The sequence below is a fragment of the Arthrobacter sp. Leaf234 genome, assembly GCF_001422665.1.
Lineage (GTDB): Bacteria > Actinomycetota > Actinomycetes > Actinomycetales > Micrococcaceae > Arthrobacter_D.
The window spans coordinates 55903-71561 of record NZ_LMLU01000008.1 but is presented as its reverse complement, the minus strand read 5'-3'; the positions used below and the strand labels follow the sequence as shown (position 1 = coordinate 71561).

Sequence of the window (15659 nt, the reverse complement as noted above, 5' to 3'; positions counted from 1 at the left end):
CCCCGGCGCCCACCGATCACCTCGGTCGGCGCCGGGGCCGTCTGCCTTTCCCGAACAGCTCGAGAAGAAAGACCAGGATGTCCCTGTCCTCCGTAGTGTCCCTGCCCCTGCTGCCCACGCCGCGTGACGGCGGTGGCTCCGACCACTCGTTCGTGGCGGGCGACCCGGGCGGCAACGTCGTCCGGCGCAGCGTCCTGCCCGGCGGGGTCCGCGTGCTCACGGAGGCCATGCCCGGCCAGCGGTCCGCCACGATCGGCTTCTGGGTGGGCGTCGGCTCCCGCGACGAGGCCGAGGGCCAGCACGGCAGCACGCACTTCCTGGAGCACCTGCTCTTCAAGGGCACGGCGCGCCGGAGCGCCATGGACATCGCGTCCGCCTTCGACGAGGTGGGCGGTGAGTCCAATGCGGCGACCGCGAAGGAGAACACCTGCTACTACGCGCGGGTGCTCGACTCCGACCTGCCCATGGCCATCGACGTCATCGCCGACATGGTGACCTCCGCCGTGCTGGACCCCGAGGAGCTCGAGCAGGAGCGCGATGTCATCCTCGAGGAGATCGCGATGGACAGCGACGATCCCGGGGACGTGGTGCACGAGAAGTTCGTGGAGCTCGTGCTGGGGGACCACCCGCTCGGCCGCCCCATCGGCGGGACCCCGGAGGCCATCATGGCCGTCCCCAGGGACTCCGTGCTCGCCCACTACCGGCGCTACTACGTCTCCTCGGAGATCGTCGTCACCGCGGCGGGCGGTCTCGACCACGACGTCGTCTGCCGGCTCGTGCAGGAGGCGCTCGAGACGGCGGGCTGGTCCCTGGCCGAGGGTGCCCTGCCCGTGGCCCGGCGGTCGACGACGGCGACACCCGTCCACGGTGCGACCGGCACCCACGTGATCCGCCGCGCCGTCGAGCAGTCGAACATCCTGATCGGCTGCCCGTCCCTGACCGCGACCGACGAACGGCGGTTCGCGATGAGCGTGCTGAACGCCGTGCTCGGCGGGGGGATGTCCTCCAGGCTGTTCCAGGAGATCCGCGAGAAGCGCGGGCTCGTGTACTCCACCTATTCCTTCTCCGCGGCGTACGCGGACGCCGGCTACTTCGGCATGTACGCGGGCTGCTCGCCGGCCAAGACCGGCCAGGTGATCCGGCTGCTCGGTGCCGAGCTCGACCGGCTCGCAGCGGACGGCATCGACGCCGAGGAGCTCCGCAAGGCCGTGGGCCAGCTCTCCGGCGGACTCGTGATGGCGCTTGAGGACAGCAGCTCCCGCATGTCACGCCTCGGCCGCTCGGAGCTCGTGTCGGGGGAGTTCGTGGACATGGATGCCTCGCTCGAACGCATCAGGGCCGTCACGGCGGAGGACGTCCGGGGCCTGGCCCGCGAGCTGGCCGCAGCGCCCCGCACCACCGTCGTCGTCGGTCCCTTCGACACGGAGGCCGACTTCGCCGAGCAGGAGGGCTGAGGCGCAGACAGGCTGTCAGGACGTGCCGACGCTGCACGGCGGGGGAGCGGCGGTGCGCCCGACGGCCGGTGGTCCCGGCTAGCCGCCGGCGAACGGCGGCAGGATGTCGAGGACGTCGTCGGGCCGGAGGACCGTGGCGTGGTCGCGCACCGCGATCTCGTTGAGCAGGTAGCTGCTGCGGTCGAGGACCTTCGCGAGCGAGGGGGAGCCGGGTGGGCCGGACCTGCCGCGGAGATCCGCCAGCAGTTCCGCCAGGGGACGTCCGGCGGGCAGCTGCTCCTGGTCGACGCCGGACGCGGCCTTCGCCGCCCCGAAGTAGCGTACGAGGATCTCAGCCACCGATGGCACTCATCGACCGGTCGGGCTGGACGAAGCCGTCCGCACCGAGGCCCGTGTGCCCCATGCCGTGCGCCTTAGGCTTCAGCCACATGGCGTCGCGCCAGCGCTGAGCGACGGCGTCGTCGTCCGCGCCCGAGCGGAGCAGGTCACGGAGGTCGGTCTCCTCGCGGGAGAAGAGGCAGCTCATGATCTTGCCCTCCGCGGTGACGCGCGTGCGGCGGCAGTCGGCGCAGAACGGCTCGGTGACGGACGCGATGATGCCCACGGTCCCCAGGACGACGTCGGGTGCGTCCTTCGACCTGACCTCCCACCGCTCGGCAGGGGCGCCGTCCCGGTTGCGCGGATCCGGGGTGAGGACGAAGCGGGTCTCGACGAGCTCCCGCATCTCCGCGGCCGTCACCATGCCCTCCTTGGTCCAGCCGTGGTCCGCATCGAGCGGCATCTGCTCGATGAAGCGCAGCTCGAAGCCGCGGCTCACCGCCCACTCGACCAGATCGGGTGCCTCGTGGTCGTTGATGCCGCGCATGAGGACGGCATTGATCTTGACGAGGCCCAGCCCGGCGTCCGCTGCGGCCTCGATGCCCTTCAGGACACGGTCGAGGAAGGGGCGGCGCGTCAGCTGGGCGAAGGTCTCCGCGTGAAGGGAGTCCATCGAGACGTTGATACGCGTCAGCCCGGCCTCCTTGAGCTGTACGGCGCGCCGGTCCAGGCCGAGCGCGTTGGTCGTCATGGAGATGGGCAGATCCGGATGGTTCGCCCTGATCTCCCGGATGATGTCGAGCAGGTCCGCCCGGACGAGGGGCTCACCGCCGGTCAGCCGGAGCTCCCTGATGCCGAGGCGGTCGACGCCGATGCGGACCAGCCGGACGATCTCGACCCGGGACAGGACCTGGTCCTTCTGCAGCCAGTTCAGGCCCTCCGCGGGCATGCAGTAGGTGCAGCGCAGATTGCACTTGTCGGTGAGTGAGAGGCGCATGTCCGTGGCCTGCCGGCCGTGGGTGTCCATCAATCCCGCTGCCGGGACGACGGGGGCGGCGCTCGGCATGCCCAGGTCGGTTCCCATGGTTCGAGGGTACGCCCTCGCCGCCTCCGGACCCTACCCGGCAGCCCGTGCGGGGCGGGCCTTCCGCCGCCACCTCCGGGGAGGTAGGGGACGGCGGCGGGGGCCGGGGAACCCGGCGACGGCGGCACGCGTGTATCGGGAGGACCACAGCGGGCGGCACCCTGCCGCCCGGGGCCCGGACGGAAGGCACCGGTATGCGGCGGCGGACATGGGCAGCAGTCTCCGGAGCGCTGGCGGTGGGGCTGGGCGTGATCGGCGGGGAGCTGTCCGCAGCGGCGCTGAGCCCCTCCGTCACGCCCGTCAGCGCCGTCGGGTCCGCGGTGATCGACGGCCTTCCGCCCGGGGTGAAGGACTGGGCCATCGCCTGGTTCGGTACCGCCGACAAGGCGGTGTTCCTCGTGACCATCGCGGTCCTCATCGCGCTGCTCGCCCTCGCCGCCGGTGTGCTCGAGTACCGCAGGCGCTTCGCCGGACGGGCGGTGATCGCCGGCTTCGGCGTGGTCGGCGCACTGGCGGTGGCGTCCCGCCCGCAGTCCTCCCCGGTCTCCTTCGTCGCGCCGGTCGTCGCGGCACTGGTGGCCGTCCTCGTGCTCGACGCGCTGGTCCGCGCCCTCAGGGCGTGGCAGCAGGGCGCCGACGGAGCAGCCACGACCGACAGGTCCCCGGCCCGACGCCGGTTCCTGCAGGGTGCGGGCGGCACGGCCGTCGTCGTGGCCGCCACCGGTGCCGCGGCGACCGGAGTCCGGTCCTCGCAGTCGACCGTGACCCAGCAGCGCTCGTCCATCACCCTGCCCGCGCCGGCGGAACCGGCAGTACCCCCGCGCCCCGAGGGATCCTTCATCCCGGCGGGCGCGGACCTGGAGATCCCCGGCATCAGCGAGCTGGTGACCGATGCCGACGACTTCTACCGGATCGACACCGCGCTCGTCGTCCCCGTGGTGGATCCCGCCGGGTGGACACTCCGGGTCACCGGTCTCGTGGACCGGGACGTGGAGATCACCTTCGACGAGCTCCTCGCACTGCCGCTCATCGAGCGCCACATCACCCTGGCCTGCGTCTCGAACACGGTGGGCGGAGGCCTGACCGGCACTGCACGGTGGCTGGGCTGGCCGGTGCGGGAGCTCCTCGCGCGCGCGGGCGTCCGGCCGGAGGCGGACATGGTGCTGTCCCGCAGCGTCGACGGCTTCACCGCGGGCACCCCGCTGGAGGCGCTCACCGACGGCCGCGACGCGCTGATCGCCGTGGGCATGAACGGCGCGCCGCTGCCGGTCGAGCACGGCTTCCCGGTCCGCCTCGTGGTTCCCGGGCTCTACGGCTACGTCTCCGCCACGAAGTGGGTGAGCGAGCTGCGGGTGACCCGGTTCGCCGACGAGAAGGCCTACTGGTCCACACGGGGCTGGTCCGAGCGCGGCCCCGTGAAGACCTCCTCGCGGGTCGACGTGCCGCGCCCGAACGCCGAGGTACCGGTGGGGGACGTCGTCGTCGCGGGGGTCGCCTGGGCCCAGCACCGCGGCGTCGAGGCCGTCGAGGTGAGGGTCGACGGCGGTCCCTGGCAGCGCGCGGTCCTCGCGACGGCGATCTCCGCGGACACGTGGTGCCAGTACAGCGCGACACTGGCCCTGGCGGCCGGCTCGCACACCGTCCAGTCGCGGGCGGTGGATCGTGAGGGCGACGTGCAGTCGGACGCCGATGTGGCTCCGGCGCCTGACGGGGCCGAGGGCCTGCACACGGTAACGTTCACGGTGACCTAGACCACCCGCCTCCCCGGCGCCCGACCGCTCCCCGTGGCTCTTGCAGGGACAGCGGTTCCGCACGGGACGGCGTCCGGCTCAGCGGAGGCACTGATGAGAAGAACCGTCGCCGAACACCAGGCCGCCGTCGCCGGCCTCCTGCGCTGGAGCAGCGGGTACGACGCCGGAGCGCCGGAGATCCTCCCGCTCGCCGACGCCCTCGGCCGGTCCCTGGCCGCCGACGTCCCGGCTCCGGTCAGCCTTCCGCCGTTCGACAACTCACAGATGGACGGGTACGCGGTCCATGCCGCCGATCTCGAGGATCCGTCCCGGCTCGCCGTCACCGACGCGATCGCGGCCGGTTCCGTGCCGGCCGACCTGCGGCCCGGCACGGCCGCCCCGATCATGACGGGGGCCATGCTGCCCACCGGCGCCGCCGCCGTCGTGCCCATCGAGCGGGCGGTCCCACCCCGGTTCTACGCTGCAGCCGATCTCGCCCGGCCCGGTGCCGCGGTGACGGTCGCCCTCCCCGCAGGCATCCCTGCCGGACAGTACGTGCGACGGGCCGGGAGCGACATCGCCGAGGGGGCCACCGCGCTGACCTCCGGAACGCTGCTGGGGCCCGCACACCTCGGACTGCTCGCGGCCTGCGGCGTCGGACGCGTGCCCGTCCGGCCACGCTTCCGGGTCCTGCTGCTGTCCACCGGCGACGAGGTGGCGGAGCCCGGAACACCGCTCGCTCCCGGCACCATCTACGACGCCAACAGCACCCTGCTGGAGTCCGCCCTGACCGAGGCCGGGGTCGCCGTCACCCGCCACCGCCCCCTCGGTGACGACCCCGCCGTCCTCCGGGAGGCACTCGCCGGTATCGCCGCGGGCAGCACCAACCTGGTCCTCAGCACCGGCGGCATCAGCCAGGGGGCCTACGAGGTGGTGAAGCAGGCCCTGGCCGACAGCAGCGTCGAATTCTCGTCGGTCGCGATGCAGCCCGGAGGGCCGCAGGCGCACGGGACGCTCTCGGGGATCCCCTTCCTCGGCTTCCCCGGCAACCCGGTCAGCGCGCTCGTCTCCTTCGAGATGTTCCTGCGGCCCGCCCTGCAGCAGCTCACCGGCCTCCCGGCAGCACGGCCCGTCCTCGACGCCGTCCTGACCGAGGGACTCACCAGCCCCGAGGGCAAGCACCAGCTGCGGCGCGGGCTGTTCCGTGGAGGCCGGGTGGCACTCATCGGCGGACCGGGCTCCCACCTCCTCCACGCCCTCGCGGCGTCGAACTGCCTGGTCCACGTGCCCGAGGGAGTGGACATCCTGCAGGAGGGGGACAGGGTGCAGGTGACCCTCCTGGGACCCGTCCCCACGGACCCGTTCGCCGTCGAGGACGTCCTCGTCCTCGAGGACGCCGAACCGGCGAGCGTCACGGACTGATTGAATGGGATCCGCAGAAAGGACTCCTCGATGAGCACACCAGCACCTCCCGATGCCGGAGGCCCACCGGCCGCGTCCCCGGCCCTCTCCCACGTGCGGGCCGACGGGACCGCCCACATGGTCGACGTCTCCGGCAAGCAGCCGACCGTCCGCGAGGCCGTCGCCGAGTCGACGCTCGAGACCACGGCCGAGGTCGTGGCCCTGATCGCGGACGGGACCCTGCCGAAGGGTGACGCCCTCGCCGTCGCCCGCGTGGCCGGCATCATGGCGGCCAAGCAGACCTCCACCCTGATCCCGCTGTGCCACCCGTTGCCGCTGTCGAAGGTGACGGTCGACTTCGAGCCGGACGGCGGCACCGTCAGGGTCGTCGCGCTGGTCAGGACCACGGCGCTCACGGGGGTCGAGATGGAGGCGCTCACCGCCGCGTCCGTCGCGGCCCTCACGCTCTACGACATGATCAAGGCCGTGGACAAGCGCGCCGTGATCAACGGGACGCGCGTGGTGGCCAAGTCCGGCGGGAAGAGCGGGGACTGGACGGCATGACGGGTCTCCGCACCGCAGCCGTGGTCATCGCCTCCACCCGCGCCGCCGCCGGCACCTACGAGGACGAGTGCGGCCCCGCCATCGCCGCGTGGCTCTACGAGCACGGGTTCGCCGTCGCGGACGCCGTGGTGGTCCCGGACGGCGACGCCGTGGGGACCGCCATCGGCGCGGCCCTGGAGGCGCGTCCCGCCGTCCTGATCACGAGTGGCGGGACGGGCCTCAGCCCCGACGACGCCACGCCGGAGCAGACGGCGCCCTACCTCACCCGCAGCCTCCCCGGCATCGTCGAGGCCATCCGGCGTGCCGGTGAGCCGAAGGTGCCGACGGCCGTGCTGAGCCGTGGCCTGGCAGGCACCGCCGGCAGCACCTTCGTGCTCAACCTGCCCGGTTCGCCCGGCGGGGTCCGCGACGGACTCTCCGTGCTCTCGCCGCTGATCGACCACATCTGCTCCCAGTTGGAGGGCCGCAATGACCACCGGTGACGTCGTCCACGCAGCCGTCGCAGCATCGCCGATCACCCCCGAGGAGGCGTACGCCGCCGTCGATTCTCCGTTCTGCGGTGCCGTCGTCGGCTTCAGCGGTGTGGTGCGGGACCACGACGGCGGCAAGGGCGTGACGTCCCTGAGCTACTCCGCGCACCCGAGCGCGGAGCGCATCATCCGCGAGGTCGCCGAGGAGATCGCGTCCCGGCACGAGGGCATCCGCGTCTGGGTGGCGCATCGCGTGGGTCCCCTCGACATCGGCGACCAGGCCCTGGTGGCCGCCGTCGGGGCCGCCCACCGCGGTGAGGCGTTCCGGGCGTGCTCGGACCTCGTGGACCTGGTCAAGGAGAAGGTGCCCATCTGGAAGGAGCAGTTCTTCACGGACGGCACCGCGGAATGGGTCGGCGCCGGCGCGTGACAGTAGGCTGGAGGGCATGACCGAACTCCTGCCCGTCGCCGTCCTCGGCGCCCGTGGACGCATGGGTTCCGAGGCGGTCCGCGCCATCGGGGCGGCGCCCGACCTCGACCTCGTGGCCGCCCTCGGCAGCAGCGACCCGCTCGAGTCCCTCGTCTCCGCCGGCGCCGCCGTCGTCGTCGACCTGACCGTACCCGAGGCCACGGCGTCCAATGTGCGCTTCATCGTCGACCACGGCATGCACGCCGTCGTGGGGACCACGGGCTGGACCGTCGACCGGCTCGCCGAACTCGAGGCCCAGCTGGCCGGCAGCCCCGCGACGGGAGTCCTCATCGCGCCGAACTTCGCCCTCGGATCCGTCCTCGCATCGGCGTTCGCCGCCACCGCGGCCCGGTACTTCGAATCCGTCGAGATCATCGAGCTGCACCACCCGGACAAGGTGGATGCGCCGTCGGGCACGGCCGCGCGGACCGCGCAGCTCATCGCCTCGGCGCGGGCCGCCGCTGGGGTTTCCCGGGCGCCGGACGCGACGCGCGACGAGCTCGACGGGGCCCGCGGGGCCCGTGTGGACGGCGTCCCCGTGCACTCCGTCCGGCTCCGGGGACTCACGGCGCACCAGGAGGTGCTGCTCGGCAGTCCGGGGGAGCAGCTGACCATCCGGCACGACTCCTACGACCGCGCGTCCTTCATGCCGGGCGTCCTCCTCGGCATCCGCTCCGTGGCCGGGCATCCGGGGTTGACCGTCGGACTCGACGGCTACCTCGACCTGCAGACCGGCGGACGATCGTGAACGCCGTGGACCTCTACCGCCGGCACAAGGTCAAGCTCGGCGTCCTGCTGGTGACGGCCCTGCTCGTGTTCTGGCTCGCGGTCGCCTTCCAGCGCAGCTTCCTGCTGCTCGGCGACCCCGAGCCCGTGGCTAAGGCGATCGGCGCGGGGTACCTGCTCCTGCCGTGCATCGGGGCGTGGGCACTGATCCGCGAACTGCTGTTCGGTGCGCAGACCCAGCGCATGGCGCGGCAGCTCGACCGCGAGGGCGGGCTACCGGTCGACGACCTGCCGAGGACCCCTGCCGGGCGTATCGTCCGCTCCGCGGCGGACGAGGCCTTCCCCGCCTACCAGGCCGAGGTCGAGTCCGACCCGGAGAACTGGCGCAGCTGGTTCAGGCTCTCCTGCGCCTACGATGCGGCCGGGGACCGCAAGCGGGCCCGGCGGGCGATGCGTGAGGCCGCGAAGCTCCACCGGCAGAACGACGCGGCCAGCACGCCCTGACGGCGTCGCCTGCACGGACCGGGACCGGGTCGCCGGAGCCCCAGCGGCTCAGCGGCGGGCTTCGATGCGGCCGTCGCGTGCCGCGTTGGCCGCGCCCGACGCGATGAGTTCCAGGGGCCCCCGCGAGCGCACGCGCTGGAAGAGGATGCCGATGGCGACGGCGGCCGCCAGCTGGAGCCAGAAGAGCTGCACGGGATCCGGGAGCGGAGTCAGCTGGTCGGCCCAGCTCATGACGCAGACGTGGAGGCTGTAGAGGGTCAGCGTCATGGCCCCCGGCGCCGAGAGCGGCAGGAGCGCCTGCGGGAAGCGGCGCGTCAGCAGGAGGCAGACGGCGACGACGGCGGCGGCCGCTCCGGACACGTGCACCAGGTCGAGGGTCGAGCCGGAGTGGGGGGCACTGACCGCGAGCCACCACCAGGACCCGGTCTGGTCGATCCCCGCGAGGCCGACGTCGAGCATGGCCTGCAGCGGATACCGGGAGCCGTCCGGGGTCGCGAGGATGGCGTCGAGGCCGCCCGCCCGGAGCAGCTGTGCGCTGAGGAGCTTGGCCCCGATCGCCGCGGCGACGCCTCCCCCGAGGAGGCCGAGCTGCACGGGCAGTCGGCGGAGGTCCAGCCGCCCGACGACCAGCCCCACGAGGATGAAGCCGAGCCACTGCAGTGCCGGGTAGTAGCCGGTGAGCATGATGTCCGCGGCGAGGGTCTGCGGTACGAGGAGGTGATCGAAGACCGGATTGCCGCCGAGGGTCGGGGGGTCGATCCCCGCCGTGACGACGGGCCGCAGCAGGTAGGCCGCGACGGGCGCGAGGACGAGCCACCCGACGGTCCAGGCGGCCAGCGCACGCAGCCGGAGGCCCACGAAGGGAAGGGCGAGGAGGAACAGTACGCCGTAGTGGACGAGGATGATCGCGATGTTCGTCTCGACGCCGCCCAGGATCAGGCCGGTCAGCGCGATGAGCAGGGCGCGCACCGCGATCCCGGTCCGGTCGGCGGAGAGCGTGCGGTCGCGGTGCGGCGATCGCCCGCCGGTGAGCAGCGCCAGCCCGATCCCGGCGATGACCGCGAACAGGCCGGAGGCGCGTCCGGAGAAGACCAGGGCGGTCAAGGTGGCGGTCGTGCTCCCGGGTGCGTACAGCGGCAGGATGTGCGTGCTCATCATCCCGAACAGCGCCACGCCGCGGGCCGCGTCGATCCCGGTGAGGCGCCGCGGCGCGGCCGTCGTCTGCATGCTGTCATGGTCCCACAGGCATCGTGACGGTCACGCCGGGTCCCACCGGGTGCCGCCCGAACGGGTAACGTTTCATCCATGGCTGACACCCCCTCGAGCACCCCTCCCTTCGGGACCCTCGTGACCGCCATGGTCACGCCGTTCACCGCCGACGGCGCCGTCGACCTCGACGCCACCGCCGTCCTCGCCTCGAAGCTCGTGGACGACGGCTGCGACGGCCTGGTGGTGTCGGGGACCACGGGGGAGACCTCGACACTGGAGGACTCCGAGAAGGAGGACCTCTACCGCGTGGTCGTGGAGACCGTCGGGGACCGAGCCCGCGTGATCGCCGGGACCGGGACCAACCACACCTCGCACTCGGTGGAGATGGCGCGCCGTGCGGAGCGGGCAGGGGCCCACGCGCAGCTCGTCGTGACGCCGTACTACAACAAGCCCACCCAGGCCGGGGTGATCGCGCACTTCGACGCCGTCGCGGCGGCATCGGACCTCCCCATCATGATCTACGACATCCCCGGCCGCTCGGCCATCCCCATCACCACCGAGACCATGATCCGGCTCGCGGAGAATCCGAGGATCGGCGCCCTCAAGGACGCCAAGGCCGACTTCGCGGCGATCACCCGGGTCCTCGCCTCCACCGACCTCGACGTGTACTCCGGCGACGACGGCCTGACCCTGCCCTGGATGGCGGCCGGAGCGGTCGGCGTCGTCAGCGTCAGCGCCCACGTCGCGACGGCGGCCTTCCGGGCGCTGGTGGACGCGGCGGCCGCCGGGGACTTCGTGGAGGCCCGGCGCATCCATTTCGAGCTCGACCCCGTGATCCGCGCCGTCATGACGCACATCCCCGGCGCGGTCTCCGCCAAGCACATCCTGCACCTGCAGGGGGTCCTGGCTAACGCCGTCGTGCGCCTGCCCCTGGTCCAGGCCGACGAGCAGGAGCTCGCCCCGATCCTCGCGGATCTCGCCGAGGCGGGGTGGGACCTGGCCCCGACCGGAGCGCACCGGGGCGCAGGCGCATGAGTGACGCCGCCGGTGTCGGGCCCGCCCTGCGCACCCTGCCACCGGCACTCGGGGCCGGCACGCTGAGGATCGTCCCGCTCGGCGGGCTGGGGGAGATCGGCCGGAACATGGCCGTGTTCGAGATCGGCGGCAAGCTGCTGATCGTCGACTGCGGCGTCCTCTTCCCCGAGGAGACCCAGCCCGGCGTGGACCTGATCCTGCCGGACTTCTCCTACCTCGAGGACAGGCTCGACGACGTCGTCGGGCTGGTCCTCACGCACGGCCACGAGGACCACATCGGCGCCGTCCCGTACCTGCTGCGCCTCAAGGCCGACATCCCGGTCATCGGCTCGCAGCTCACCCTCGCGCTCGTCGAGGCCAAGCTGCAGGAACACCGGATCCGCCCCTACACCCTGACGGTGTCCGAGGGGCAGATCGAGCAGTTCGGCCCCTTCGAGTGCGAGTTCGTGGCGGTCAACCACTCCATCCCGGACGCGCTGGCGGTCTTCATCCGCACGGAGGCCGGCAACGTCCTCCATACCGGTGACTTCAAGATGGACCAGCTGCCCCTCGACGGCCGCATCACGGACCTCCGCGCCTTCGCCCGCCTCGGCGAGGAGGGCGTGGACCTCTTCATGGTGGATTCCACCAATGCGGACGTCCCCGGCTTCACGACGGCGGAGCGCGAGATCGGCCCGGTCCTCGAGAACCTCTTCGGGCAGGTCCGCAAGCGCATCATCGTCGCGTCCTTCTCATCGCACGTGCACCGCGTGCAGCAGGTCATCGACGCCGCGCACGCCCACGGCCGCTTCGTCTGCTTCGCCGGCCGGTCGATGGTCCGGAACATGGCCATCGCCGCGAAGCTCGGCTACCTCAAGGTCCCGGACGGGATCCTCGTCGACATCAAGAACGTCGACGACCTGCCGGACGACCGCGTGGTCCTCATGTCCACCGGCTCCCAGGGTGAACCCATGGCCGCGCTGTCGCGCATGGCCAACGGGGACCACCGCATCACCGTCGGCAAGGGCGACACCGTGATCCTCGCGTCCTCGCTCATCCCGGGCAACGAGAACGCCGTCTACCGGGTCATCAACGGCCTGCTGAAGCTCGGCGCGGACGTCATCCACAAGGGGAACGCGAAGGTGCACGTCTCCGGGCACGCCGCAGCGGGCGAGCTCCTCTACTGCTACAACATCCTCCGGCCGAAGAACGTGATGCCCGTGCACGGCGAGACGCGCCACCTCATCGCGAACGGGAAGCTGGCGCAGCAGACCGGCGTCCCCGCCTCCAACGTGCTCCTGACGGATGACGGCTCCGTGGTCGATCTCGTGGACGGCAGGGCGCGGGTGGTCGGCGCCGTGGAGTGCGGCTTCGTGTACGTGGACGGCTCCAGCGTCGGAGAGATCACGGACGCGGACCTCAAGGACCGGCGGATCCTCGGCGAGGAGGGGTTCATCTCGATCATCACCGTCGTGAACCGGACCACGGGGAAGGTCGTCTCCGGCCCCGACATCCACGCGCGGGGCTTCGCGGAGGACGACTCCGTGTTCGACGAGATCAAGCCGAAGATCAACGAGGCGCTCGAGGAAGCCGTGATGAACACCACGGACCACACCACGTACCAGCTGCAGCAGGTGGTCCGGCGCATCATCGGGACCTGGGTCAATCGCCGGTACCGCCGCAGGCCCATGATCATCCCGGTCGTCCTCGAGGCCTGACGGCAGACGGGTCCACCGCGGCGACGCTCGACCGGGTGCCGGGTGCCGGGTGCCGGGTGCCGGGTGCCGTGGGTGCGGGAATCCGACGCTTCGGCGGCGCGGTCCGGTACCGTGAGGATCATGGCCACTCGAACGTCCCCTGCCCCGCGGGGCCAGCACCAGACCCGCGGCAAGGGAGCCTCCGCCGCTGCGGGGACCGGCCGGGCCAAGGCGCCCGCCAAGGACACCCAGCGCACGACGGCGAAGACCCGGCAGGTGCCGGTCGCTCCGGAGCCGCAGCACGAGGACCGCCTGGCGCTGCCGCTGCGGGCCGTCCGGGCCGTCTGGATGGGCACGGCGCGCCTCGTGGGGTCGGGTGTCCGCACGTTCGGGCACCACGTCGAACCGGAGCGTGACCTCCGCCGTGACGGCACCGGGTTCTTCCTCCTCCTGCTGGCACTGGCCGTCGCGGCCGTCGAATGGTGGGCCCTGACCGGGACGCCGGCCGACATCGTCCACGCGGCCGCCGGAGGGACATTCGGCTGGATGGCCCTGCTCGTGCCCTTCATGCTCGGTGTCGGCGCCGTCAGGCTCTTCCGGTACCCGGAACGCCACCGGGCCAACAACCGCGTCGCCATCGGACAGCTCGTCATCCTCGTCGCCGGCTCGGGCATCGCGCACCTCGTCGGTGGCCAGCCCGGCCTCGCGGCAGGACTGGACGCCCTCTGGCGCGCCGGGGGAGTGGCCGGCTTCGTCGTCGCCGGACCCCTCAGCAGCGTCCTCACGGCCTGGCCCGTCGCCCTCGTGCTCACCGCGGCGATCTTCCTCGGCCTGCTGATCGTCACCGCCACACCCTTCCGCCACATCCCCTCGCGCCTGCGGACCCTCTACGAGCACCTCATGGGCCAGGACCCGGACGCGGCCGACCACCGGCGAGAGGACGGCCACGACCAGAGCTACCTCTACGAGACGCACGGGGCCACCGCCGCACAGGAGCCGAAGAAGCGCAAGCGCCTGTTCGGCAAGGACCGGCAGTCCGCCGCAACCGGGGACCACGGCGAGGACGACGTCGACGGCTACGTCGGCGACGAGGCGTTCGAGCGCGCCGTCATCGAGGACGAGGAGCGCCGCGCCCGCGAGGCCGAGGCCGCCGTGCCCCCGGGCATCCGCCGCCCGACCAAGCAGGAGCTCGCCGCCGAGGAGCTGAAGCGGTCGAACGCAGCCCGGCTGCCGGCCGCCGAGGCCCCGGAGCGCGCGCCCGAGGGCGCCACCGAAGCCATCGACGTCGTCCCGGCGGCGAAGGCCCTGATCGTCCCGTCGACCCCGGTGCAGCCCCAGGTGCCGCCGACGCCGATCCCGCAGCGCACCGAGCAGCTGCAGCTCGCCGGGGACGTCGCCTACACCCTGCCGCCGTCGGACTACCTGCCGGCAGGCACCCCGCCCAAGGAGCGCTCGGAGGCCAACGACGCCGTCGTCGCCGCCCTGACGCACACCATGGACCAGTTCAACGTCGACGCCAAGGTCACCGGATTCTCGCGTGGTCCGACGGTCACGCGCTACGAGATCGAACTCGCGCCGGGCACCAAGGTGGAGCGGGTCACGGCGCTGTCCAAGAACATCTCCTACGCGGTCGCGTCCTCCGACGTCCGCATCCTCTCGCCCATCCCCGGCAAGTCCGCCATCGGGATCGAGATCCCCAACACGGACCGCGAGACCGTCTCCCTCGGTGACGTGCTCCGCTCCGGCAACGCGCGGAAGACGGACCACCCGATGGTCATGGGCGTCGGCAAGGACGTCGAGGGCGGGTTCGTCGTCGCGAACCTCGCCAAGATGCCCCATCTCCTCGTGGCCGGTGCCACGGGCGCGGGCAAGTCCTCCTTCGTCAACTCGATGATCACCTCCATCCTCATGCGGTCCACGCCGGACGAGGTGCGGATGGTCATGGTGGACCCCAAGCGCGTGGAACTGACCGCGTACGAGGGGGTCCCGCACCTCATCACGCCGATCATCACCAGCCCGAAGAAGGCCGCCGAGGCGCTGCAGTGGGTGGTCCGCGAGATGGACACGCGCTACGACGATCTCGCCAACTACGGCTACAAGCACATCGACGACTTCAACAAGGCCGTCCGCAACGGCAAGGTGGTGCCGCCCGAGGGCTCCAAGCGGGTCGTCCGCCCGTATCCCTACCTCCTGGTCATCGTCGATGAGCTCGCGGACCTCATGATGGTCGCCCCGCGCGACGTCGAGGACTCGATCGTGCGCATCACGCAGCTCGCGCGTGCCGCGGGCATCCACCTCGTGCTGGCGACGCAGCGCCCCTCGGTCGACGTCGTGACCGGCCTGATCAAGGCCAACGTGCCCTCCCGCATGGCCTTCGCGACATCATCCGTGACGGACTCCCGCGTGGTCCTCGACCAGCCGGGCGCCGAGAAGCTGATCGGCCAGGGCGACGCCCTGTTCCTGCCGATGGGTGCGTCCAAGCCGATGCGCGTGCAGGGCGCGTGGGTCACGGAGTCGGAGATCCACCGCGTCGTCGAGCACGTCAAGGGCCAGCTGCAGGCGGTGTACCGCGAGGACGTCGCGGTCGACGCGCCGAAGAAGCAGATCGACGACGACATCGGGGACGATCTCGACGTCCTGCTGCAGGCCACCGAACTGGTGGTCACCACCCAGTTCGGCTCGACGTCGATGCTGCAGCGCAAGCTGCGCGTCGGCTTCGCCAAGGCGGGCAGGCTCATGGACCTGCTCGAGTCGCGTGGCGTCGTCGGCCCCTCGGAGGGGTCCAAGGCCCGCGACGTCCTCGTGAAGCCGGACGACCTCGAGCCCGTCCTCGCGGCGATGCGCGGCGACGAACCGGCGTCGCAGGCCGCTTCGGTGCCCCGCCCTGCCCAGCCCCCGATCGACCTCGTCGCCGACGACCTCGCCTCCCGGGCACAGGCCGTCGACTATCACGACGGTGCTGACGGCTCGGACGACGCGGACGGCGACACCGACGCCTGGAACCTCACCGGCAGGTAGC

At 72.1% G+C, this 15659-nt stretch carries 14 protein-coding genes; 11 read left to right on the top strand and 3 right to left on the bottom strand.

Annotated elements, in window-relative coordinates; all coding sequences use genetic code 11:
- Positions 1-77: 77 nt before the first annotated feature.
- On the top strand, positions 78-1454 hold the full coding sequence (locus ASF21_RS13985; RefSeq protein ID WP_082471589.1) for a M16 family metallopeptidase: 1377 nt from the start codon (positions 78-80) through the stop codon (positions 1452-1454).
- 78 nt (positions 1455-1532) lie between these two features.
- Here the strand turns inward: ASF21_RS13985 and ASF21_RS13980 are convergent, their stop codons facing one another.
- Both ASF21_RS13980 and moaA read right to left on the bottom strand, forming a co-directional pair.
- Positions 1533-1784, bottom strand: a complete 252-nt coding sequence (locus ASF21_RS13980; protein ID WP_055772807.1) for a MoaD/ThiS family protein — start codon at positions 1782-1784, stop codon at positions 1533-1535.
- Position 1785: 1 nt separating this feature from the next.
- Entirely contained in the window at positions 1786-2856 is a 1071-nt protein-coding gene (gene moaA, locus ASF21_RS13975; RefSeq protein ID WP_055772539.1) for a GTP 3',8-cyclase MoaA, read from the bottom strand.
- 194 nt (positions 2857-3050) lie between these two features.
- On the opposite strand from moaA, the gene ASF21_RS13970 reads away from it, so the two are divergent.
- The 7 genes from ASF21_RS13970 to ASF21_RS13940 all read left to right on the top strand — a co-directional run bounded on the left by ASF21_RS13970 (position 3051) and on the right by ASF21_RS13940 (position 8720).
- A complete protein-coding gene (locus tag ASF21_RS13970; protein ID WP_055772536.1) occupies positions 3051-4607 on the top strand; it encodes a molybdopterin-dependent oxidoreductase in 1557 nt (518 codons plus the stop codon).
- A 93-nt stretch (positions 4608-4700) separates the two neighbouring features.
- Positions 4701-6008: a gephyrin-like molybdotransferase Glp gene (gene glp / locus ASF21_RS13965; protein WP_082471588.1), complete on the top strand. Its 1308-nt coding sequence runs from the start codon at positions 4701-4703 to the stop codon at positions 6006-6008.
- Between the two features lie 30 nt (positions 6009-6038).
- On the top strand, positions 6039-6551 hold the full coding sequence (moaC, locus tag ASF21_RS13960; protein WP_055772533.1) for a cyclic pyranopterin monophosphate synthase MoaC: 513 nt from the start codon (positions 6039-6041) through the stop codon (positions 6549-6551).
- The gene (locus tag ASF21_RS13955) at positions 6548-7033 is read left to right on the top strand and encodes a molybdenum cofactor biosynthesis protein B (protein WP_055772530.1); all 486 of its coding nucleotides are present in this window, start codon (positions 6548-6550) and stop codon (positions 7031-7033) included. Before moaC ends, ASF21_RS13955 begins: the two co-directional genes overlap by 4 nt.
- A complete protein-coding gene (locus ASF21_RS13950) occupies positions 7020-7451 on the top strand; it encodes a molybdenum cofactor biosynthesis protein MoaE (protein WP_055772527.1) in 432 nt (143 codons plus the stop codon). Before ASF21_RS13955 ends, ASF21_RS13950 begins: the two co-directional genes overlap by 14 nt.
- A 16-nt stretch (positions 7452-7467) precedes the next feature.
- Positions 7468-8238 carry a 4-hydroxy-tetrahydrodipicolinate reductase gene (gene dapB, locus ASF21_RS13945; protein WP_055772524.1) on the top strand — a complete coding sequence of 257 codons (771 nt, stop codon included), beginning with the start codon at positions 7468-7470 and terminating at the stop codon, positions 8236-8238.
- Positions 8232-8720 (top strand): hypothetical protein, encoded by a 489-nt coding sequence (locus tag ASF21_RS13940; RefSeq protein WP_055772522.1) that lies wholly within the window; start codon positions 8232-8234, stop codon positions 8718-8720. The genes dapB and ASF21_RS13940 overlap by 7 nt, the downstream gene beginning before the upstream one ends.
- Positions 8721-8768: 48 nt before the next feature.
- Here the strand turns inward: ASF21_RS13940 and ASF21_RS13935 are convergent, their stop codons facing one another.
- Complete coding sequence (locus ASF21_RS13935; RefSeq protein ID WP_055772519.1) at positions 8769-9947, bottom strand: heparan-alpha-glucosaminide N-acetyltransferase domain-containing protein; 1179 nt, start codon at positions 9945-9947, stop codon at positions 8769-8771.
- Positions 9948-10025: 78 nt separating this feature from the next.
- Between ASF21_RS13935 and dapA the strand changes: the two genes are divergently transcribed.
- The 3 genes from dapA to ASF21_RS13920 all read left to right on the top strand — a co-directional run bounded on the left by dapA (position 10026) and on the right by ASF21_RS13920 (position 15658).
- Entirely contained in the window at positions 10026-10964 is a 939-nt protein-coding gene (gene dapA / locus ASF21_RS13930; protein ID WP_055772516.1) for a 4-hydroxy-tetrahydrodipicolinate synthase, read from the top strand.
- Complete coding sequence (locus ASF21_RS13925; RefSeq protein WP_055772513.1) at positions 10961-12661, top strand: ribonuclease J; 1701 nt, start codon at positions 10961-10963, stop codon at positions 12659-12661. Before dapA ends, ASF21_RS13925 begins: the two co-directional genes overlap by 4 nt.
- Positions 12662-12781: 120 nt before the next feature.
- On the top strand, positions 12782-15658 hold the full coding sequence (locus ASF21_RS13920) for an FtsK/SpoIIIE family DNA translocase (protein ID WP_055772509.1): 2877 nt from the start codon (positions 12782-12784) through the stop codon (positions 15656-15658).
- The last annotated feature ends 1 nt before the right edge of the window (position 15659 follow it).